We start from the raw sequence: 20,872 nt of genomic DNA, 5'->3' as shown, positions 1-20,872 counted from the left end.
CGCCCTGAACACGTCACGAGGCGCGGGCGTGCACCAGCCGCGTGTACTCCGCCAGCAGGGTGGCCAGCTCGCTGTGCTCCCCCGCCGACGCCAGCTGCTGGTGACCCACCAGCATCGCCATGCCCAGCGACGTCAGCGTCCGCGCGAGGTCGCCGTCGCCGACGATGCCCTTGACCGCCTTGCCGACCGTGCGCACCCGCGCGGAGTCGACGCGTTTCTGCGCCGCCCGCACGGTTTCGTCGTTCGCCGCCCACGCCCGGATGGCGGCTTCGGCCTCGTGCGGCAGCCCGAGCGTCAGGTCCATCAGCGCGGCGAAGTCGGCCGACGGGCCGCCGCTGCCGAAGTTCCCTTCGCGCAGGATGCGCACCTGCCGGTTCTCCCAGTGGTCCAGCAGCTGCTCGACGAACCCCGGCCAGCCGCCGAAGTGGTGGTAGAACGACCCGCTCGTGACGCCGAGGCCGCGGCACAGCCGGCCGACGTTCAGCTCGGTGAACCCGTGCTCCGCCAGCACGTCCAATGCGGCCGCGAAGTACGCGTCCCGCGTCACCGGGGGCATCAGACGTTCCGGTCCCGGTTTCGCCAGTACGGTTCGCGCAGCGAGCGCTTGAGGATCTTGCCGGTCGCGTTGCGCGGCAACGCTTCCACGACGTCGACGCTGCGCGGGCACTTGTAGTGGGCCAGGCGCTCGCGGCAGAACTCCATGAGCTTGTCGGCGTCGAGCTGATCGCCGGCGACGACGGCCTTGACCTGCTCGCCCCACCGCTCGTCCGGGACACCGATCACGGCCACCTCGGCGACGCCGGGGAACTCCGCCACCACGCGCTCGACCTCGGGCGAGTAGACGTTCTCGCCGCCGGTGATGATCATGTCCTTGACGCGGTCCTCGAGGAACAGGAACCCGCCGTCGTCCAGGCGCCCGACGTCGCCGGTGCGCACCCAGCCGGCCACGATGGTCTCGGCGGTCGCCTCGGGCTTGCCGAGGTAGCCCGCCATCCGCTGCTCGGTGCGAATCCAGACTTCGCCGGTGGCGGCGTCCTCGAGGGTCACCGGGTCGACGATCCGGATGTCCACTCCGGACAGTGCGGTGCCCGCGGAAGCCAGCCGTTCGGGGCGCGACGCGTCCCGGTGCGCCTCCGGGTCCAGGGCGGTGACCGCGCCGGACAGCTCGGTCATGCCGTACACCTGCGCGAACTTCACGTCCGGCCAGGCGGCGAGCACGGTGCGCAGCAACGGGAGCGGCATCGGCGAAGCGCCGTAGCAGAGGTACTTCAACCGGGAGAACGCCTTGAGCGCGTCTTCGCCGGCCTGCGCGATCCCGGCCACGACGGCGGGCACGAGGAACGCGTGCGTGATCCCGGCCCGCAGTGCGGCGAACAGCGAAGCCGCGTCCGGTTCGCGGGTCAGGTAGGACGGTTCGCCGTAAAGGAACCCGGAAACCGCGTAACAGCTGCCGCCGACGTGGAACAGCGGCATCGCGACGAGGTTGACCTCGCCGGGGCCGATCGGGAACGCGGTGCCGGCGGCGAGGCCGTGGGCGATGACGCCGCGGTGGGTCAGCACCGCGCCCTTGGGGAAGCCGGTGGTGCCGCTGGTGTACATGACGAGCACGCCGTCGCCGGGGTCCACTTCGGACCCCGCGTGCGGCTCCGCGGAAGCCAGGAAGGGCTCGTACTCGTCTTCGTCCCCGCCGACGACGACCACGCGGTCGAGCGCGGGCAGCCGGTCGCGGACCGCGTCGAGCGCGGGCCGCAGTTCGGCGCCGACGAAGACCACCTTCGCGCCGGAATCCCCGAGCACGTAGGCGAGTTCGTCCCCGGAGAGCCGCCAGTTGACCACGGCGTTCGCGGCGCCGATCCCGGCCGCGGCGAAGGTCGTCTCCAGGCAGGCGGGGTGGTTCTTGTCGACGAACGCGACGCGGTCGCCCCGGCCCACCCCGGCGGCCGCGAGGGCACCCGAGAGCCGCCGGGCGCGCTCGTCGAACTCCGCCCAGGTCCACGCCTGGTCGCCGAAGCGCAGCGCGGTGTCCGCCGGGCGTTCGCGCGCCCAGTGCGCGAGGAGCTCGCCGAACAGCCGGACCCGGGGGCGGACGTCGTGGGGCATGGCGGGTTCCCTCCGGCCGGCGCTGGACCATAGACCGGTCTATGGTGCGCCGCGACCCGCCGGGCGTCAATACCCGGCGGGCCGGCGGCTTTTTCACGCGACAGCAGTACCTTCCAGCTCCACCAGCAGCGTGGGAATCGCCAACCGCGTCACGCCGAGCATCGTGGTGGCGGGCGCGGCCCCGGCCGCACCGAGCCGGCCCGCGAGCACGCCGTAGTGCTGGAAGAGCAGGTCGACGTCGGTCGTGTAGACGGTCAGCCGGACGAGGTCGCCCAACGTCATCCCGCCCTCGCCGAGCACCGCCTCGAGGTTGTCGAGGCTCAACGCCAGCTGCGCCGCGAGGTCGCCGTCGTGCTGGGGTTCGCCGTCGCCGTTCATCGCGGTCTGCCCGGCGCAGTACAGCGTCCGGGCGGGCCCGGTGACGAGCTCGCCCTGGTGGTAGCCCAGCGCCACCGACCACGGCCACGGGTTGACCGCCGTTCGTTCCACAGCCACTTCACTCCATCCGTTCGTAGACAGTGCGAAGAGCCTCGCAACCAATACACGACATCCTGTGTCGTGTATTCGGCTACGGTTTCCGCGTGCGCGCCGACCGGCTGGTGTCCCTGGTGCTGCTGCTGCGCCGGCACGGCCGGCTGTCCGCGGCCACGCTGGCGCGCGAGCTGGAGGTGTCGACCCGCACGGTGCTGCGCGACATCGAGGCGCTGTCCACGGCGGGCGTCCCGGTCTACGCCGAGCGCGGGCGGCACGGCGGTTTCGCGCTGCTGCCGGGGTTCCGGACCGAGCTCACCGGCCTGACCCACGACGAGGCCCTCGCCCTGCTGATCGCCGGCTCCCGCCGCGGCGCCCCGGCGTTCGGCCTCGGCTCGGCGCTGGCGTCCGCGATGCTCAAGGTGGTCGACGCACTCCCCGAGAGCCAGCGCGACACCGCGGCGAGCGTGGCCGAGCGGCTGCTCGTCGACCCGGCGACCGACCTCCTCGCCCGCCGGCCGGCCGCGGAGGAGGTACCCGACGAGATCGTGGCCGAGGTCCGGCGCGCGGTGTTCGCCGGCCACCGGCTGCGCATCCGCTACGCGGCCGTCGACGAGCCGCCGAAGTGGCGGACGGTGGACCCGATCGGGCTGGTCACCGTGCGCGAACAGGGTTACCTGCTGGCCACGCGGTCCGGCGAGGACCGCACCTACCGGCTGTCCCGGATCCACGCGGCCGAGGAGCTGGACGAGCCCGCGCAGCGACCGGAGCGCGTCGACCTGGACCGGGCGTGGCAGGAGCGCAGCACGCGGTTCCGCACCGGCGGCGAGCAGGTCACCGTGCAGGCCCGGGTGGCCGCGGCCCGGCGGGAGGAGCTGACGGCGACCGCGCTGACCGCCACCGAGCCGGCCGGCGCCGGCGGCTGGGTACGGCTTTCGCTGGCCTTCCAGGACCGGCGGCACGCCGAGTGGGCGCTGTGGCAACTCGGCGTGGACGCGGAAGTCCTTGCGCCGCAGTGGTTGCGGACCGCGTTGCACGACCGGGCCACGGCGATCGCCGGTCTCCACGAGACCTAGCCGTCGAAGCGGAGCCGGGCGGTTTCAATCTCGCCGAGGTAGCGCTGGGTCCAGCCGCACATGCTGTCGACCGTCGCCCGCAGCCCCTGCCCCGGCGCGGTGAGCGTGTACTCGACCCGGGGCGGGACGGTCGGGAACACCTCGCGCTCGACCAGCCCGTTGCGCTCCAGCATGCGCAGGTTCTGGGTCAGCATCTTGTGGCTGATGCCCTCGACCTCGTTCCGCAGTTCGCTGAATCGCAGGGTGCGCTCGCCGAGCGTCTCGATGATCAGGAACGCCCACTTGTTGGCGACGTCGGAGAAGATCTCCCGCGCCAGCGAATCCGCGCGGGAAAGGTCCGCGTCCTGCTTGGTCACCACCTGGTTCCCCCGTCACCGAAAAGTGCCTTCTTCCGCATGGACCAACACTCTCCTACGGTTCCTGAGTAACCACAAGTGACCACGGAGGAAAGATGGCCGTCACCCTCGTCAACCCGCCCGAGCTGCCCGCAGTCGACCCCTACCACCAGGTGGCGATCGCCGAGGGGACGAAGCTCGTCTTCGTCGCCGGGCAGGTCGCCTGGGAAACGGAACGCGACCTGGCCACGCAGGTCGAGCAGTGCTACGTCAACGTCGCCGCCGCACTGGCCGCGGCCGGTGCCACCTTCGACGACGTGGCGAAGCTGAACTTCTCCGTCGTCGACTGGACACCCGCGAAGATGCCCGCCCTCCTCGACGGCATCGCCCGGGGTGCCGCGAAGGTCGGCACCACCGCGAAACCGCCGGCCACGCTCATCGGCGTCGCGGCACTGGACGTCCCCGAGCACCTCGTGGAGATCGAGGCGACCGCGGTGCGTTAGGCGAACAGCGCCAGCATTCCCTCGGCCGACCGCACCACCACGTGGGCCGCCGTCCGTTCCGCGTGGGGGCGGTCCGGGCGCTCCGCCTCGTGGCGCCAGCGCCGCAACGCGTCCAGGCCCGCGTCGTAGATCTCGCCCGGGTCCGCGTCCGGTTCCAGGCCCAGCCGGTCGGCCGGGGCCGTGCCCTGAGCGCCCAGCAGGCGGACCGCCTCCTCCGCGGGGTCGCCGGACAACGCCGTCCGGCCGCCGCGGATGTCCGCGATCAGGCGCAGCTCGCGGAAGTCGTGGGCGGCCGCCGCGAAGCGCTCCACCCGGGACACCAGGCGGTCGCCGCCCGGACGGGGCTGGGCCGCCAGCAACGCTTCGAGACGAATCACCGCCGTGCGGGCCTTCAACGCCTCCGCCCGCGCGACGAAACAGCCCGCGAGCGTGTCGCGCAGCTCGCCGAGCCCGCTGCGGCGCACCAGTTCCGCCGACAGCTTGACCCGGTCGTCGCAGCCGGTGCGGATCAGCGTCAGCGCCAGGCGGACGCCGAACATCCCGAAGCGCACCACCAGCGACCGCCGCGTCTCCACCGGGATCGGGCCCGGGAACGCCGGGTCGGTGAACGAATCCACCGACAGCACGTGGCGTTCCAGCTCCTCCCGCGGCACGGCCGCGAACGCGGCCAGGAGGTCGAACTCGTCGTCGCGCAACGACCGGCCGCCGTACGCCAGCTGGCCGGCCACCGCGATCACGCCCAGGAACCCCGTGCACAGCGGGTCTTCGCGCCAAGCGCGGCGCGCGAGCTGCTTCGCGGTCAGCAACGCGTCGATGCGGCCCGCGCCCACCTCGTCGGCCCGGGACAGCACCAGCACCGAGTTGACCGCGCTCTGCCGCGCGAACGGCGAGCCGGCCGGCGGGTGCGCCGCGGCGAGTTCGTCCGGCTCCAGGTGGCGGACCAGCCGGACGGTCGCGTCCGGGACGTCGTCGGCCGGGCCGGGGTCGTCGAGGAGCACGAGGTCGCGCAGCGCGCGCGTCGGCCATTCGCCGAGCGCCGCGGCGAGCGTCGACTTGCCCGACGAAGGCGCGCCGGTGAACGCGACGCGCAGCGGCTGCTCCAGCCGGTTCAGGCAGTCGTGCAGGAGCGCCGAAGCCCGCGGGTCGTCCCGGTAGAGCCCGGCCGCGGCGGCCAGCAGGTCGCGGACGTCCCGCGTCACGCCGAAAGCTCCCGCCGCTGCCGTCCGGCGATCGTGCCGAGCTCGCCCGCGCGCTGGTGCAGGCCGGCCAGCCGGTCGATCTCGCGTCTGATGTGGACGGTCCGGCGCTCGCGTTCGGCGGTGCCGGCCATGATCGTCTCGCGCTCGTGGGTCAGCTCGTCGGCGAGTTCCTCGGCCAGCCCGGTGAAGTGGTCGCGCAGCCGGCGCTGCACGAGGCGGATCGAGTCGCGGCATTCCTTGCTGAAGCGGATGAACACGTCGTCGACGTGCCGCTGCGCCGCCTGCTTGGCCACGGCTTGACGGCGCTGCAGCCGCATGCCGCCTTCGTCCTTGATCGTCTTCGCGGCGAACGCCGCACCGGCGCCGATCGAGACGGGGTTGATCAGCGGCAGCCCGGCGAGGCTGGTGACCAGGCCGAACATCAGCACGCCGCCGTAGGACCCGCGCAGGCCGGTGAAGGCCTGCTGCCCCACCTTGAACTTCTCGATCTTCGGCCGCCGGACGTCGTCGAGGCCCTCCACGCCGGATCCGTCGAGCCGGAGGTCGGGCAGCGCGCGGTCGTACTGCGCGCCGAAGCACGCGGCGACGGCCTGCGCGATCCACTCCGCCCGGTCGGCGAGCCACGTGTAGTTGACGTCGACGGCTTCGGCCAGCGCGTTGTCCAGCCACGGCGCGAATTCGTCCCACACTTTCGCCGGGTCGCCCTCGTCGAAGGTGCGGTCGATGGTGTTGACGATCTTGCGGGTCCGCTCGCGCAGGTCGTATTCGGCGTCCGACAGCAGATCGGTGATCTCGTCGGAAAGCAGGTTCTGCCACTTGGTGTTCTGCCGCCGCAGGTCGTCGGCACGGCGTTGCGCGCGCTGCAGCAGCGCGGCCTGCCCGAGCCCGGCGTCTTGGGCGACCGTGTCGACGCGGTCGCGCAGCGACTCCACCAGTTCCGTGGCGGCGGCCCGCACGCCCACGGCGGCCAGCAGCGCGCGGGACTGCTCCGCCGGGCGCGCGGCCTGTTCGGCGATCCAGTTCAGCAGTTCGGGAAAACCGGAGCGGGCGTTGAGATCCGCGTCACCGGCCTTCGCGGCGGCCTGGCGGACGACGGCCGAAACCGGCTGGACGGGGGCGTCGATCCCGGCCTCGGCGAGCATCGCGCGGTTGCGCTCGGCCACCGCGCGCCAGCCCGGGGAGGCGTCGATCTTGGTCAGCGCCACCAGGACGTGCGGGCACCAGGTGCGCACGTGCCGGGCGAGCGCGAGTTCGGCGGGGCTCAGCGGCGCGGTCGCGTCGGAGACGAGGATCACCGCGTCCGCTTCGGCGAGCAGGTCGAGGGCGGCGGCGGTCCGCGGTGACCGCGGGTCACCGACCGGCGGCGTGTCGACGAGGACGAGCCCGGCCGACAGGAGTTCGCGCGGCACACCGACTTCGACGCGGCTGAGCGTGCCGGCGGGGCGGGCGCCGAGTTCACCGGTGAGCCGTTCGACCGCGACGGGGATCCGTTCGAGGGAGCGGCCGACCAGCGTCGCGGCGGGTTCGGCGGAGTAGGCGATTTCGGTGGGCACGGCGGGAGTCGGGGCGTCGCCGACCGCGCACACCGGCGCGTTCAGCACCGCGTTGAGCAAGTAACCCTTGCCCTGTTTGGGAAAGCCGAGCACGCCGAGCCGGATCTGCCCCGGCGGGGCGTCGCGGCGTCTGCGCAGGCGCTCGGCGAGATCGGCGCGGCCGTGCGTGCGGCACGCGTCCATCGTCTCGTTGAGCACTTCGAGCCAAGCGGGGGCGGTCACAGCGAAGGAGTGTCCCCGGTTTACTCCCCGTGCGCACACCGGGTGCCCGTCCCGCGGTCGCACCCAGACCGCGGGACGGGCACCGGTGACCGGTTCGGGGCTCAGTGCCCGATGTGGAGGTCGTTGCCCGTGGCGACGTCGCCGAGGTGCAGGTTGCCCAGCACGTTGTGGCTGGTGTCCGCGACGTCGGAGACGACGTCGTGCACCGCGGAGCTGTTGCCGCTGGCCAGCTCGCCGACCTGGCCGAGGGCGTTGTGGTCGACGTTGATGCCGGTGGCGTTCGTCACGGCACCGGTGACGTCGCCGACACCGTGGACGGCCGAGGCGACCTCGCCGGTGACGTGCTTGACGTCGATGTCCGAGGTGCCCTTGAGGACGCCGGTGAAGTCACCGATGTGGCCGGTGACCGCGCCGACGGTGCTGTTCAGGTCACCGCTGACGTCGCCGATGTGCGTGGTGGTCTCGTAAACCGGCGCGGTCGCGTTGTTCGACAGGTTGCCGACGACGTCGCTGCCGAGGTGCGCGACCTCGCCGGTGGCGCCGACGACCGCGCTGTGGTCGACGTCGGTGACCGAGTACACGAGGTTGCCCGCGACCTGGACCGCGTCGAGGCTGGAGCCGAGGTCGCCCGCGGTGCCGAAGGCGCCGGTCGGGTCACCGGCCAGGGCGGTGACGCCGGCGGCCGTGGTGGTGAGGTCGTTCACGCCGGGCAGCGCGCCGACGCCCGGGACGGCGGCGGGCAGGCCCAGGTCGCCGATGGCCGGCAGCTCGGTGCCGAGGTCGCCGACACCCGGCAGCGCCGAGGTGGCCGGCAGGCCGAGGCCCGCGGTGAGGGCGGTGAGCTGGTCGATCGCGCCCTGGATGCCCGGGGCGTCGGTGCCGACGCCGGACAGGCCGCCGATGGCCGGGAGGCTGTCCACGGCGGGGAGGCTGTCGACCGGCACGAAGTCGAGCACCAGCGGGATGACCTCGTGCACGTCGGCGGCGCTGACGTCGCCGAGACCGGCGGCGGCGAGCACGCCCTGCGGGTCCGTCCCGAAGGCCGCCAGCGCGGTCGGGTCGTTGAGCAGGTTCAGCGCGAAATCGTGCAACGTCTGCACGGAGTCCATGGGGTTTCTCCTGGTCCGGTGGTTCGGGGGACGGCATCGGCCGCAAGGACCGCTGCTCTCCGTCATCAAGGTAGGGAGCCGACCCCCCAGCGCACATCGGGGATCACTCCGAGTCGCAGTCCGGTCAGCCGATAGGGGATCGATATGTCATCGTTAGGGAGTTAGGGGCTCATCCGAGACGCGCTCAGTTGGGTTAAATCCCCCCAGGCCCTTGATTGACTAACCCGTTTGGGTGAGGATGCCCCGAGCCCTAGGGGGATTCCGTACCCCTGATCAGCCCCCGCGAGGTGAGGAGGAACCGCCGTTGCCCTACGTCCTCGGGATCGATGTGGCACAGGCGCGGACCCACGCCGCGACCTGCCGCCGTCAAGGCACCGGCTGGGGCGAGCCCGAACCCCTCTGGCTGGGCGAACGGTCCCCGGCCGCGGCGTCCGCGCTGTTCCTGGACGACGAGGGGTACCTGCTCACCGGGGACGCGGCCGCGCAGGCCGGCGCCCGGGTCCCGTCCCGGCTGCTCACCGGCTTCCACCGGCGGATCGGCGACGACGTGCCGATGCTCGTCGAAGGCGAGGCGTTCCCGCCCGAGACGCTGACCACCGTGCTCGTCGAGGGGATCGCCGAGCACGCCGCGGACCTCTTCGGCGGGCCACCGGACCACCTGGTGCTGACCCACCCCGGCGACTGGGGCGGCTACCGCCGTGACGTGCTGCGGCGGGCACTGGCCGGTGCCGGGTTCACCGCCGTCACGCTGGTCCCCGGCTCGATCGCCGCGCTCGGCGCGCACCTGGCCGTGCCCGGCCCCGGCGCGACCGCGGCCGGGGTGTGCGAGTTCGGCGCCGACGGCGTGAGCGTCACGCTGGCGACGGCGACCGCCGCCAGCGGCTGGCAGCCCGGCACGAGCGCCGAAGGCGTGGCCCCGGCGGCCGCGCTGAGCACGCTGTTCGCCCTCGCCGGCGCGGCGTCGACGTCGCCCCGGGGGCTCGCCGGCGTGGTGTTCTGCGGCGACGTCCCCCCGCACGCGCTGCCCGCCCGGCCGCCGTGCCCGATGTTCGCGGGACCGGTTCCGCCGGCGACCGCCGCGCTCGGTGCGGCCGCCCTCGCGGTGCTGCGCGCCGAGGGCCGGGGCGGTCCCCTGGAACCCCCGGCCGTCGAGACCACCCTGCTCCCCCAGGTGGACACGCTCGGTGAGCTCGGCGAGCGGCCGCCCCGGCCGCCGGTCGACATCACGCCGTTCGAACTGCCCGAGCGCGCCACCCCGATGAACCTGTTCCGGCGGCGGCGCCCCCTCGCCGCCGCGATCCTGCTGCTCGCCGCCGGCGTCTCCGCCGGCGCGATCACCCTCACCGCCCGTGAAGCCACCGCGGGCCCCGGCACCTCCCCCGCTCCCTCCCCCGCCCCGAGCCACTGCGCCCGCCCCGGCGCCCCCTCCGGTGAAGGTCACTGTTGAACACTCTGCTCACGCAGGTTTCCCCGCTCCACACCGTTCCCGCGCACCCGGCGGCCCGGCAGCTCCTCGACCGGGTCGCGGCCGAACCCGCCGAACCGCTGCGGCTCGCCGTCGTCGCCCCCGGCGGCTACGGCAAGAGCGTCCTGCTCGCCGCGCTCGACCGCTGCTACCGCGAGGCGGGCGTCGACGCCGTGCTCGTCGACGACGCCGACCGGCTCGGCCCCGACCAGCTCGAGGACCTGCTCGCCGGCGCGGACGGCCCGATCGTCGTCGCGCACCGGCCGGCCGCGGTGGCGCCCGGCTGGACGCTGCTGCAGCTCGGCCCGCTCGGCGTCGAGGACATCGCCCGGATGATGACGGCGGTGACGGGTTCGCCCGCCGACGCGGACTCCGCGGCGGAGCTGCACGCGCGCAGCGGCGGCGTGCCGAGGCTGGCCGAGCGCGCGCTGCTCGGGCGGCTCGAGGAGTTCCGGCCGGAGCTCGACGAGCTCGACGACGCCGTGCTGCGCTACCTGATCGCGGCCGAAGCGGGGGCGGGACGCAACCTGGACCTGTTGTCCGCGTTGCTCGACCGCGACCCCGACCAGCTCCCCGCCGTCGTCGAGGGCGCCCGCGCGACCGGCCTCCTCGCCCCGGACGACACGCTGCTGCCCCTGGCCGCCACCGCCGTCCGCGACTTCGGCCCGCCCGCCCGCCGCCTGGCGACGGTGCAGCGGCTGGTGGAGCTGCAGCTGGCGAACGGCCTGCCGGTGCTCGACCTGGCACGGTCCCTGCTCGGCACGGGCAGTTCCGGCGCGTCCGCGGCGGCGGCCTTCGCGGCGGCGGCCGGCGAAGCGCTGCCGTCCGACGCGCGGCTGGCGGTCCGGCTGTTCGAAGCCGCCGCCGAAGCCGGCGACCGCTCCCCGGCAGTGACGGCGGGCTGGGCCCGCGCGGCGGCGTTGTCCGGCGACCTCGACACGGCTTTGCGGCTCGGCGACGGGATGCTCGGCGCGACCGACGCGGAGACCCGCGCGGCCGGCGCCGCGATCGCCGCGACGGTGCTGGCGCACCGCGGCGAGCTGGCCCGCAGCGCGGAGCTCTACCACTGGGCGGCCCGCACGGCCGAGCTCCCCGCGACGAGCTGGGCGGGCGCAGACGCGTTCGCGGCCATCGCCCTCGTCGGCACCGGCGACCTCCCCGGCGCCCGGCAGTTGTTGGACACCCCCGCCCCCGGCGTCGCTCCGACGTTGTTCGCGGGCGCGGCCACCCGGATGGCGGGCGGCATCGCGGATTCGGTGTCCGGCTACGCGTCGGAGACGTTGTCGACGTTGCTGGGCGCGGCGGCGATGCTGGAGCCGGCCCTGGGCGGCACGCTGCTCCCGGACAGCCCGGCCGCGCTCGCCGCACTGGCGGCGTTGCACACCGGCGAGCTGGCGCTGGCGGAGTCGGTCCTGACGCGCGCGCTGGAGGGCCACACCGGCGGCGACCTCCTGGAGTCCCGCCACCGCCTCCTGCTCGGCTGGGTGGCGATGACGGCCGGCGACCTCGCCAAGGCGGCGGAACACCGCGACGCCGTCGCCGGTCGCCCCCTGGAAGCCCGCGACGAGCTGTTCTTCGCGACGTTGGACCTCGGCTTGGCCCGTCGCGCGAGCGACCTGGTCGGCTTGCAGCGGGCGTGGAACCGCGCGTACCAGGCGTCGATGCGGCAGCAGACGGACCTGTTTTCGCTGCTGCCACTGGGCGAGCTGGCGATCGCGGCGGCCCGCACGGGGGCGTTCGCGAAGCTGGCCCCCCAGCTGGAGCGCGCCCACGCACTCCTGTCCCGCCTCGGCGAGCCTCCACTGTGGACGGTGTCGTTGGTCTGGCACGAGCTCCACGCGGCGATCACGCTGGAGGACGCGGAGTCGGCGAAGGCCCACCTGGCAACGTTGACGACCCACGCCCACTGCGGCCGCCACCCCCGAGCCCTCGCGACGGCGGCCCAGTGCTGGCTGGAGGTCCTGAGCGGAACGTTCGCCCCGAACCCGATCGCCGCGGCGGCCGCGGAACTGCACGACTTGGACCTCCGCTGGGACGCGGCCCGCTTGGCCGGCCAGGCGGCGATCCGCACGTCCGATCGCAAGGCGATGGTGCAGTTGCTGGAGGCGGCCCGGCAGTTCCAGGGCACGGCGGCCCGGCGGGACCAGGGGGCGACGGAGCCGGCTGCGGCTGGGACCGGTCTGGCGGCGTTGAGCGAGCGGGAGCTGGAGGTGGCCCGCCTTGTCGTGGAGGGGCTGACGTACAAGCAGGCGGGGAGCAAACTGTTCATTTCCGGGAAGACGGTGGAGCACCACATGGCCCGGATCCGAGGGAAGCTGGGGGCGGCGGACCGGCGGGAGCTGCTGGCGACGCTGCGGGAGTTGTTGTCACGGCCGGACGCGCCTTGAGCCGCACCCGCTGAGCTTGCGGCTGTTCCCTGGGTGGCTCGCGGGTTTGATCGCTCGGGCGAGCGCTGCCGGCGGTACGGCTGCAGGCCTTGGTCCCCCGACCACGCCTTAGCGCCGACTACGCGGCGCAGCTCGAGCGCGGGCAACGTCGCGCGGCCAGCCGCGGCTCGGGAAGGTGGGGCGTAGCTCCACCACGTTGGTGTCGCGCGGCCAGACTCAAGGCGCGGCGGGCCCCACTCGCACGGATGCCGTGCGGTCAGTAGCGGCTGGGCGGGCGCGGAGCACCTCCGACTGCGTCCGACGTCGTGCGGTCAGTCGCGGCTGGGGTCGGCACGGCGCAGCTCCAACCACACCGCTATCACGCGGGCGCGGGGCAGCCCCCACCGCGTCTTGCGGTCAGTCGCGGCTGGGACCGAAGCGTTCCGTTCGGATGCGGTGCGGGTCGTGGCCGAGGGCCAGCAGGATGTCCGCTGCCGTTTCCACGAAGGCCGTCGGGCCGCAGATGAACGCTGTCGCGCCGAACTCGGCGGGCCAGGCTGCTGTGTTGAGGGTCGCCACGTCGATCCGGCGGGGGATGCCCGGACGGCCTTCGGGGAGCTCGCGGGTGTAGACGTACGTGATGTCCAGGCCCGCCACCGGGGTGCGGAGCTCGTCGGCGTAGTACTGCTCGGCCGGGGTGCGCAGGGAATAGATCAGCTTGAACGGGGTGCGGACGCCCGCCGCGCGGCGGGCGCGGATCATCGCCATCAGGGGGACGATGCCCGAGCCGCCCGCGATGAGGAGGACCGGTTCCGGGTTCGTGGGGCGCCACGCGAACCAGCCGCCGATCGGGCCGCGGATTTCGACCGGGTCGCCGATCGCGTACGGGCCGGTCAGGTGCTCCGAGACTTCGCCGTCGGCGACGCGCTGGACCGTCAGTTCCACCCGGTCGCCGTTCGCGGGGGCGGCGAGGGAGTAGCTGCGCTGGGCGCGGTAACCGTCCGCGGCCGTCAGACGGACGTCGACGTGCTGGCCCGCCAGGTGTCCCGGCCAGCCGGGCAGGTCGAACACGAGCGTGCGGGCCGTCGGGGTTTCGTCGCGGAATTCGGCCAGGCGGGCGACCCGCCAGGCTAGTCGCCCTGATACCGCTGTTCGCGCCATGGATCCCCGTAGTCGTGGTAGCCGACGTTCTCCCAGAAGCCCGGCTCGTCCCGGGTCTTCAGCTCCAGCCCGCGCACCCACTTCGCGGACTTCCAGAAGTACAGGTGCGGCACGAGCAGCCGCGCCGGGCCGCCGTGCTCGGGGGTGAGCGGCTTGCCGTCGTACTCGTAGGCGATCCAGGCCTGGCCGTCGAGCAGGTCGGCCAGTGGCAGGTTCGTCGTGTAGCCGCCGTAGGAGTGGACCATGACGTAGTCGGCCTCGGTGTCGAGCCCGCCGACCAGCGTGTCGACCGCGACGCCCCGCCAGCGCGTGTCCAGTTTGGACCACTGGGTGACGCAGTGGATGTCCACAGTGGGCTTTTCGCTCGGCAGCGCCAGCAGCTCGGCCCAGCTCCACGTGTGCTTGTCACCCTTTTCGGTGGTGACCGCAAACTCCCACGTCTCGGTGCGCACGCGTGGCGTCGGCCCCGCGGACAGCACCGGGAAGTCCTCGGCCAGGTACTGACCGGGCGGCAGGCGCGGGTCGCCGCTGCGGGCGCGGCCCTGGAAACCCGGTGTCACGACACCCATGCGGCACTCCCTTCGCGGTCCCGCCGAGCCTACGCCCGGACCCGCAGCCCGAGCGACGTGACGAGCACCGCAGCCTGTTCGGGTGACACGATCGCGCCCGCCAGCTCGGCGTTCAGCGGGTCGAGGGCCGAGAGGTCGCTGCCCCGCAGCTCGGCGCGCGGCAGCTTGACCGCGTGCAGCATCGCCGCGGACAGGTCGACGTCGGCGAACACCGCACCACCGCAGTCGGCCCCGGTCAGGTCGGCTTCCCGCATCCGCACGCCCTGGAAGCTGACCGAACGCAGGTCCGCGCCCGCCAGCCCGGCGAACGACCAGTCGCCGCCGATGACCCGCAGCGGTCGCAGCTCGCACTCGGCGAACGTGGCGCCGACGAGCTTGCAGCCGGTGAACTCGGCGTCGAAGAAGTTGCACCGCTTGAAGGCGCAGCCGGCGAACGACGAGTCCAGGTGCCGCGACGCGTTGAAGCGCACGTTGCCGAACCCGCAGTCGGTGAACACCGAGTTCCGCACGACGGCCTCGGAGAAGTCGACCTCGTGGAACTCGCACCGCACGTAGTGGCGTCCGGTGATCTCCTCTCCGTACCAGTCGTCACGGGAGAACCGCTGCTCTTCGACGGGATCTTGCGTGGCCTCGGACACCCCGTCAGGCTAACGGCAGAGCCGAGCCCGAAGGAGCCGCGCATGCTCGACGCCGACGACGTCCGGAAGGCCGTGCCGATGGCGGCCGCCGTCGACGCGGTGCGCGAGGCGTTCCTCGACCTCGCCGTCGGTCGTTTCGCGGTGCCGCAACGGTTGTCGTTCGGCGGCGGCACGACGCTCGTGATGAGCGCTTGCCACACCCCGTCGTCCACGACCGTCGTGAAGACGCTCAACCTGGCCGCCGGGCGCACCCCGATGATCCTGGGCACGCTGGTCTGGAACACCGCTGAAGGCCAGGTGGTCGCCGACGCGGTCGAGCTCACCACGCTGCGCACCGGCGCCGCTTCCGGCGTCGCGACGGACCTTCTCGCCCCGACCGGCGCGACCAAGCTCGCCCTGCTCGGGACCGGCGCGCAGGCCGCCGACCAGGTGCGTGCGGTGGCGGCGGTGCGCCCGGTGCGGCACTTGGCCGTGTTCGGGCGCGACCGGTCGCGCGCGTCGGCGTTCACGGCTCGGCTGGGTGCCGAGTTCTCGGAGGTGGCGATGCGGGTCGCCGGGAGCGCGGAGGACGCGGTGTCCGACGCGGAGATCGTCTGTTGTGCTACTTCATCGAGTACTCCTCTCTTCGCTGTCGATGCCTTGCCCGAACGGGTTCACGTGAACGCGATCGGGTCCTACCTGCCGTCCATGCGGGAACTTCCCGCCGAGTTGCTCGCCACCGCGGGGTGCGTGGTCGTCGATCAGGTCGAGGCCGCGTTGGCGGAAGCCGGTGAGGTGATCCACGCGGTGGAGACCGGGCTCCTCGGCCGTGGCCAGCTGATCGAGCTGGGCGACGCCCTGCGTGAGCCACCGGTGGTGCGCGGGCGGACGGTGTTCAAGTCCGTCGGTCTCGCCGTGCAGGACTGGGCTGTCGCCCGGTTGCTCGGAGATGCGCACGCTTGAACGGCCGAATGGGCTCACCACCCGTGTTCGGAGCGGAGCAGAGAGCAATAGGGAGCGGCCAAACGGCGCAATCTGGGCCTTGGAGCGTTTGATCGGTCACCCGATCCGGGAATTTTCGCGACATGTCTCCTTGGCGAACCACCACCAGACGGAACACGGCCGTGCGGGTCATCACGGCGATCGGCGCGATCTTCGCGGGGATCGAAGTTCTCTACATGATCATGGTGCTCGCCGGCGCCAACGCCGGCAACGCGTTCTTCGTTTTCATCAAGTCACTGGCGGTTCCTCTCGCCTTGTTCTTCCCGGGGCTGTTCCCGGTCAGCAACCCGAGCCTGGCCGTCATCCTCGACTTCGGCCTGGCCGCGGTGTTCTGGCTGGTCGTGACCGGCATCATCGCCCGCTTCGCCGGACGGTGACGGTCGGCGGGCTGCCGACAGGTACCACTGTCGGACCACCCGCCGTCGGCATCCGCAGTGTCTTTCGGCGACACTGGATGGATGAGCGACGGCAGGTGGTTCGACGGCTGGTCGCCCTGGCCTGAGCTGGCCGGGCTGGCCGCGGCCGGGCGTTCGCTGTTGCCGAACGTCCCGGTCACGCCGGCCGCGCTGGCGCGGACCGTCACCGAGCAGCTCGTCGGACGGCGCCTGACCGCGAAGGTCGACGACCGCGAGGTCGGCCTGACGCTCACCGAACTCGACTACCCGGCCGGCAACCTCCGGCTGGCCACCGGGCGGATCGGCGACGTCCGGATCGTCGCCGAGGACGTCGACTGGCCCGAACCCGAAGGCGGCAGCATTCCGCTGCGCCGGGTCACCGTGCTCGCCGAAGACGTCCGCCTCCGCTCGCTGCCCACGCCGGCCGCCAAGCCCGCCCGGGTCGAGCTGCAGATCGCGGTTTCCGCGGATGTGCTGCGAGAACGGGTGGCGAAAGTCCGCCCCGGGATCGTCGCGGCTCCGGCGGGTAGCGGGCTGCTGCAGATCCACTGGGCGAAGCGCCCCCTCTGGGGCCACTTGACCCTGCGCCCCGAGGTGGGCGACGACGTCGTCGTTCTCGTGCCGGAGACCCTCCACATCGGACAACGACGACTACGGCCGCCACGGCGTTTCCGGCCCATCGTGCTTCCGCTGCCGGAACTGCCGCCGGGGATACGGCTGACGAAGGTGGAGCCGCGGCAGGACGAGCTGGTGCTGCACACCGTGGCGGAGGAATGGCCGGAGCGGCTTTCCCGCATCCCCTTGCCCGACTTGCTGAGCTGGCTGACGACGGCGGCCGTGACGCTGACCCTACCCAGACTCGGCGGTCGTTCATGACTCTCCTTTGCTTGTGGTGAGCCGGTGGTGGCTCTCACTGGCCAACGTACTCGAACGTTCGTTCGAACACATCACTCACACGGGTAGAGGTGGGGAAGTGTTGCGGGGTAAGGGAAAGGTCGCTTGGCTCGCGGACTCGAAGGGGTAAGAGGGGCGGCTGAGTAGCCGGGTGGGCGGGTTGGCCGCCGGTGGCGTCGCGGCCTCCGCGGGACTGCGAGGTGGCGGGGTTGCGGGAAGCGGTGCGGAACAACCGCGGGAATCAACGGCAAGCAGCTCGGATAGTCGGCCGAGTACGGGATTCTTGGCCAGAGCGACGCAAAACCGGGGCAGCTCGGGCGGTCGGCCGAGCGCGGGAACTTTGCCTGAGTGGCGCGAGACGGCCCGAGTCGCGGCCAAGCACGGAAACGTTGCCCGAACGGCGCGAAACCGACGTGGGACAGCCCGAGTGGTCGACCAAGTGCGGAAGCTCGGCCAAGCTACGGCAAAACAACCATGCGACAACTTAAGTGATCAGCCGGGTACGGGAACTTGCCCAAAGCGACACCGGTCGGCTCAAGCGTCGCGATCCCGCAAGTACCGGGTGTGGTCCGCCTGCCGATCGATCTCCGTCGCGTAGAACCGCTCAGCCACCCGGTGCGCCTCCGTCTCCAGCAAACCCAGCTGCGCCACCAGCTCCTCCCCCGCACCCACCCGCCGGGCCGCGAACCACCACGGGAGGTTCAAGTACGTCTGGACCGACAACGGCAGGTCCGTCCCCGCCAACCGCACCACCGCGTGCTGCAGGTCGGGGTCGGCCGCGAGCCGGTCCGGGTGGGAAAGCAGGTCGGAAAGGACCTCCGCGATCCGGCGTACAGCGTCCACACTGGACGCAGGCAGCCGGGAAGACTGCGCGACAACCGAAGAAACCAGCGTCTCCAAAGAAGACCGCAGCGAAGCCGACGTATCCGGCACCAGCCGGACCTTCTCACCCGGCGCGAGCAACGCCCCAGCCAAGTACAACGCCACCACCACGAACGGCCAGAACCACCCGACCACCCCGGTCAGGTACAGCACGACACCGACCAGGCCGCCGACGCAGCCGGTGAGGTTCTTGGTCGAGCCCAGGTAGCGCAGCATCATTGGTACCCGCGGATCTCCTTGAACACGTCGGGCAACTGCGTCTCGCGCCCGTCGAACACCTTGCCACCGGTCAACGTCGCCACCTGGGTCAGCTCGTCGCTGCTGCCTTCGCCGAACAGCACCGTGAACACCGGTACCCGCTTGACCGACGGCGGGAGCGTGCCGAACGTCAGCTGGAAGTCCGCCAGGGACGAGCCGTTCGCGTTCTCGCCGTCGGTCATCAGGACGATCGACGTGAACCGGTCCGGGTCGCGTGCCTGCAACGGTTCCAGGTCCCGGTAGGCCTGCGACAGGCTGTCGTAGATCGCCGTGCCGCCGCTCGCCGGCAGGCCCTCCGCGAACGTCTTGATGCGCGCCAGTTCCGCCGCCGGGTTCTGCTCCGGCACGGTGAACGTCGTGACCCCCGACGGCCGCGTGCTGAACGGCAGCATCAGCACCTCCTCGCGGCTCCGGAACCGCCGGTACCGCCCGGTGAGCGAGTTGTCCGCCCCGGTCAGGCCGGCCAGCGCGGAGCGCAGCGAGTCGATGCGGTCGCCCTTCATGGACCCGGACGTGTCGAGCACGTACAGCGTACGCGACGGGCGGCGGATCTCGTCGAAGTACGCCTGGAGCAGCGCGTCCATCGCCTGCTGCGTCGCCGGGAACGGCAGCTCGACGAGGTCGCGCGCGGCGAACTGCTGCCCCAGTGCGACACCCGGGACGACCGGACGCCGCTGCGTCGTCTCCATGATCCGCTTCTGGACGTCCGGCGCCCGCAGGTAGTCCGACAGCCGCTGGTGCGCCGAACGTGCGTCGGAATTGGCGTCCGACAACAGGGTCAGCGGGTAGTCGGCCGTGACGACGCCGTCGCTCGGGTAGATCAGCGTCAGCGGCTCCGGCAGCTTGCCGGACGCGTTCGCCGACAGCAGGACGGACTCGTAGTTGATCAGCCCGTCGACCTTCTGGCCGGGGTCCTGCCCGCTCGCCCGCCGCGTGTACGCGTCCGACAGCCAGCCCGAAGAACCCGCCGAAAGCGCCTGCGCACTGAAGAACTGCGTCAGCTGCGGCGTCACCGACGCGATCTGCCGGGCGTCGATCGCGTTGCCCGCACCGGCCAGCGCCGAAGCGACGCCGACCAGTGCCGAGAACCCCGAATTCGACGCCGACGGGTCCGTCATGCCGTAGCTGAACGCCTTCTTCCCGGCCTGCGCGGCGATTTCGCCCCAGCTCACCGGCTTCCCCGCCCAGCCGAGCCGCTGCACCACCGACGTCGCCAGCCCGAGCACCACCGGCGAACTCATGATCTTGACCTGGTTCCCGAGCCGCTTCGCCGCTTCGGGGATGCCCGCCGGGTAGCGGTTCGACGAGAACCACACCGCGTCGTACTTCCCGTCGACACTGCCGTTCGCGAGCGCTTCCGCGCCTTCCAGCGTCCCGGTGAAGGTGAACTTGACCGTTACGCCGGTGGCGCGAGCGGCTTCGTCGAGCACCGGCTGCAGGTCGGCCAGCTCGCTGCCGGCCAGGATCCTGAGCGTGCCCGGCTCCGGGTCGCCCAAGGGGGCGGACGAAGAGTCCGAACACCCCGCCAGCAGCAGCACACCGAGGGCGAGCGCCCCCAGCTTCCTGATCATGCTTCCCCCTCGTGCGAACGGCGCAGGTGGTCTTCGGCGCGGCGGATCTCGCCGGACAGCGACTCGACGGTCGCCGCCATCGAGCGGACGGCGTCCGCGCGGAACCCGTCGATCGCGTCGATCGAGGCGTAGATCCGGTCGAACGACCGCCGGATCGTCTCGGTCGCGACCGCCGGGTCGCTGCTCGCTTTCCGGATCTCCGCGGACTGCAGGTCCAGCAGCTCGGTGTTGGCGCGGATCAGCCCATCCGTGGTGGCCTGCAGCGCGGCGACCTCGTCCAGGACGTCCCGCTGGCTCGCCAGCGCGCCGCTGACCAGCAGGGCGACCCGCAACGCGGATACGGTCACCGACACCGCCCGTTCGACGCCGCGGATCAGCTCGTCGTTGTTCTTGCGCACCAGGTCCAGCGCGAGGTAGCCCTGCGCGCCGACGGCGAGCTGGGTGAGCAGGTCCTGGTGCCGCTGCCGGATCGGGTACAGCACGTCCCCGCGCAACGCCTGCGCGCGCACCGGGTCCGTGAAGTCGAAGACGGACGCCTGCCGCTCGATGGCGCCGTCGACGGCCTCGGCGAAGGCGGCCGCTTCGGCCAGCTTCCCCATCACCTTCCACAGCCGCTCGCGCTCGCCCTTGATCGCCGCGTTGTCGCGGCGCAGGACGTCCTGGCGGCCGCGGAGGTCGACGACGAGCGCGTTGACCGGCTCGTTCGCCGCGCGGTAGCGGTCCAGGGCGCGCTTCGCGCCCGCGGCGACCGGGAACATCCCGAGCAGTTTCCGCCCGGTCAGCGGCAGCTTCGCCGGGTCCAGCTCGGCGACCGTGCGGCGCAGGCCGGCCAGGCTCGTCGTGACGCCGTCCTGCGGGGACGCCACGCTGCGCATCGACCGGTCGAGCATCGTGCCCGCGACGCCCGCGGCGGCCCGCATGTCGGCCTCGCCGACGGCCAGCAGCTCGTCCAGCAGGTCGGTGAACTCCGGCGACCGGACGTCCAGCGCCTCCAGCCGCGACGCGAACCCGCCGGCCCGCGCGGTCACGTCGGCGCGGGTGTCTTCGCTGAGCGTGATGAGGCCGGCCGCGCGCTCGACGGGGATCGCGGCGACCGGTTCGGGCGGGCTGAGCGCGAAGTCCAT

At 72.5% G+C, this 20,872-nt stretch carries 20 protein-coding genes; 7 read left to right on the top strand and 13 right to left on the bottom strand.

Going from position 1 to position 20,872, the window contains the following annotated elements; genetic code table 11:
- Positions 1 to 13 precede the first annotated feature (13 nt).
- From AB0B33_RS43530 to AB0B33_RS43520, 3 genes are all read right to left on the bottom strand, one after another.
- Positions 14 to 556 (bottom strand): TetR/AcrR family transcriptional regulator, encoded by a 543-nt coding sequence (locus AB0B33_RS43530; protein WP_247013877.1) that lies wholly within the window; start codon positions 554 to 556, stop codon positions 14 to 16.
- A complete protein-coding gene (locus tag AB0B33_RS43525) occupies positions 556 to 2,100 on the bottom strand; it encodes a long-chain fatty acid--CoA ligase (protein WP_360783163.1) in 1,545 nt (514 codons plus the stop codon). The genes AB0B33_RS43530 and AB0B33_RS43525 overlap by 1 nt, the downstream gene beginning before the upstream one ends.
- Positions 2,101 to 2,193: 93 nt before the next feature.
- Complete coding sequence (locus AB0B33_RS43520) at positions 2,194 to 2,589, bottom strand: RidA family protein (RefSeq protein ID WP_247025287.1); 396 nt, start codon at positions 2,587 to 2,589, stop codon at positions 2,194 to 2,196.
- 92 nt (positions 2,590 to 2,681) lie between these two features.
- On the opposite strand from AB0B33_RS43520, the gene AB0B33_RS43515 reads away from it, so the two are divergent.
- Complete coding sequence (locus tag AB0B33_RS43515; protein ID WP_360783161.1) at positions 2,682 to 3,647, top strand: WYL domain-containing protein; 966 nt, start codon at positions 2,682 to 2,684, stop codon at positions 3,645 to 3,647.
- Here the strand turns inward: AB0B33_RS43515 and AB0B33_RS43510 are convergent.
- Positions 3,644 to 4,006, bottom strand: coding sequence for a helix-turn-helix domain-containing protein (locus tag AB0B33_RS43510; RefSeq protein WP_360783158.1), 363 nt, complete (start codon positions 4,004 to 4,006; stop codon positions 3,644 to 3,646). The genes AB0B33_RS43515 and AB0B33_RS43510 overlap by 4 nt on opposite strands.
- A gap of 92 nt (positions 4,007 to 4,098) precedes the next feature.
- Here AB0B33_RS43510 and AB0B33_RS43505 point away from each other — a divergent pair, with 92 nt between their 5' ends.
- Entirely contained in the window at positions 4,099 to 4,485 is a 387-nt protein-coding gene (locus AB0B33_RS43505; RefSeq protein WP_360783155.1) for a Rid family hydrolase, read from the top strand.
- Here AB0B33_RS43505 and AB0B33_RS43500 read toward each other — a convergent pair.
- The 3 genes from AB0B33_RS43500 to AB0B33_RS43490 all read right to left on the bottom strand — a co-directional run bounded on the left by AB0B33_RS43500 (position 4,482) and on the right by AB0B33_RS43490 (position 8,568).
- Positions 4,482 to 5,684 carry a GTPase gene (locus AB0B33_RS43500; protein WP_360783152.1) on the bottom strand — a complete coding sequence of 401 codons (1,203 nt, stop codon included), beginning with the start codon at positions 5,682 to 5,684 and terminating at the stop codon, positions 4,482 to 4,484. The two genes, AB0B33_RS43505 and AB0B33_RS43500, sit on opposite strands and share 4 nt — an antisense overlap.
- Entirely contained in the window at positions 5,681 to 7,459 is a 1,779-nt protein-coding gene (locus AB0B33_RS43495) for a dynamin family protein (protein ID WP_247013896.1), read from the bottom strand. Before AB0B33_RS43495 ends, AB0B33_RS43500 begins: the two co-directional genes overlap by 4 nt.
- A 101-nt stretch (positions 7,460 to 7,560) precedes the next feature.
- Positions 7,561 to 8,568 carry an IniB N-terminal domain-containing protein gene (locus AB0B33_RS43490; RefSeq protein WP_247013898.1) on the bottom strand — a complete coding sequence of 336 codons (1,008 nt, stop codon included), beginning with the start codon at positions 8,566 to 8,568 and terminating at the stop codon, positions 7,561 to 7,563.
- Positions 8,569 to 8,872: 304 nt separating this feature from the next.
- On the opposite strand from AB0B33_RS43490, the gene AB0B33_RS43485 reads away from it, so the two are divergent.
- Together AB0B33_RS43485 and AB0B33_RS43480 are read left to right on the top strand one after the other, a co-directional pair.
- Positions 8,873 to 10,015, top strand: a complete 1,143-nt coding sequence (locus tag AB0B33_RS43485; protein ID WP_247013900.1) for a molecular chaperone DnaK — start codon at positions 8,873 to 8,875, stop codon at positions 10,013 to 10,015.
- Positions 10,012 to 12,420, top strand: coding sequence for a helix-turn-helix transcriptional regulator (locus AB0B33_RS43480; RefSeq protein ID WP_360783147.1), 2,409 nt, complete (start codon positions 10,012 to 10,014; stop codon positions 12,418 to 12,420). The genes AB0B33_RS43485 and AB0B33_RS43480 overlap by 4 nt, the downstream gene beginning before the upstream one ends.
- Positions 12,421 to 12,816: 396 nt before the next feature.
- On the opposite strand, the gene AB0B33_RS43475 is transcribed toward AB0B33_RS43480, so the two are convergent.
- The 3 genes from AB0B33_RS43475 to AB0B33_RS43465 are packed head-to-tail and all read right to left on the bottom strand — an operon-like array spanning position 12,817 to position 14,767.
- On the bottom strand, positions 12,817 to 13,560 hold the full coding sequence (locus tag AB0B33_RS43475; RefSeq protein WP_360783144.1) for a ferredoxin reductase: 744 nt from the start codon (positions 13,558 to 13,560) through the stop codon (positions 12,817 to 12,819).
- Positions 13,530 to 14,129, bottom strand: a complete 600-nt coding sequence (locus AB0B33_RS43470; RefSeq protein WP_247013906.1) for a sulfite oxidase-like oxidoreductase — start codon at positions 14,127 to 14,129, stop codon at positions 13,530 to 13,532. The genes AB0B33_RS43475 and AB0B33_RS43470 overlap by 31 nt, the downstream gene beginning before the upstream one ends.
- Positions 14,130 to 14,158: 29 nt before the next feature.
- On the bottom strand, positions 14,159 to 14,767 hold the full coding sequence (locus tag AB0B33_RS43465) for a pentapeptide repeat-containing protein (RefSeq protein ID WP_360783141.1): 609 nt from the start codon (positions 14,765 to 14,767) through the stop codon (positions 14,159 to 14,161).
- A gap of 42 nt (positions 14,768 to 14,809) precedes the next feature.
- Here AB0B33_RS43465 and AB0B33_RS43460 point away from each other — a divergent pair, with 42 nt between their 5' ends.
- From AB0B33_RS43460 to AB0B33_RS43450, 3 genes are all read left to right on the top strand, one after another.
- Entirely contained in the window at positions 14,810 to 15,709 is a 900-nt protein-coding gene (locus AB0B33_RS43460) for an ornithine cyclodeaminase family protein (protein ID WP_360783138.1), read from the top strand.
- 161 nt (positions 15,710 to 15,870) lie between these two features.
- Positions 15,871 to 16,125, top strand: a complete 255-nt coding sequence (locus AB0B33_RS43455; protein ID WP_086865576.1) for a hypothetical protein — start codon at positions 15,871 to 15,873, stop codon at positions 16,123 to 16,125.
- An 81-nt stretch (positions 16,126 to 16,206) separates the two neighbouring features.
- Entirely contained in the window at positions 16,207 to 17,019 is an 813-nt protein-coding gene (locus tag AB0B33_RS43450; protein WP_360783134.1) for an LmeA family phospholipid-binding protein, read from the top strand.
- 552 nt (positions 17,020 to 17,571) lie between these two features.
- Here the strand turns inward: AB0B33_RS43450 and AB0B33_RS43445 are convergent.
- The 3 genes from AB0B33_RS43445 to AB0B33_RS43435 are packed head-to-tail and all read right to left on the bottom strand — an operon-like array spanning position 17,572 to position 20,872.
- Positions 17,572 to 18,138: a hypothetical protein gene (locus AB0B33_RS43445; RefSeq protein ID WP_360783132.1), complete on the bottom strand. Its 567-nt coding sequence runs from the start codon at positions 18,136 to 18,138 to the stop codon at positions 17,572 to 17,574.
- Entirely contained in the window at positions 18,135 to 19,745 is a 1,611-nt protein-coding gene (locus tag AB0B33_RS43440; RefSeq protein WP_360783213.1) for an extracellular solute-binding protein, read from the bottom strand. The genes AB0B33_RS43445 and AB0B33_RS43440 overlap by 4 nt, the downstream gene beginning before the upstream one ends.
- Positions 19,745 to 20,872: a toxic anion resistance protein gene (locus tag AB0B33_RS43435; RefSeq protein ID WP_360783129.1), complete on the bottom strand. Its 1,128-nt coding sequence runs from the start codon at positions 20,870 to 20,872 to the stop codon at positions 19,745 to 19,747. The genes AB0B33_RS43440 and AB0B33_RS43435 overlap by 1 nt, the downstream gene beginning before the upstream one ends.

It is taken from the genome of Amycolatopsis sp. NPDC049159, assembly GCF_040648295.1.
In the GTDB taxonomy this organism is placed as follows: domain Bacteria; phylum Actinomycetota; class Actinomycetes; order Mycobacteriales; family Pseudonocardiaceae; genus Amycolatopsis; species Amycolatopsis pretoriensis_A.
This window is presented reverse-complemented; position numbering and strand designations above follow the sequence as displayed.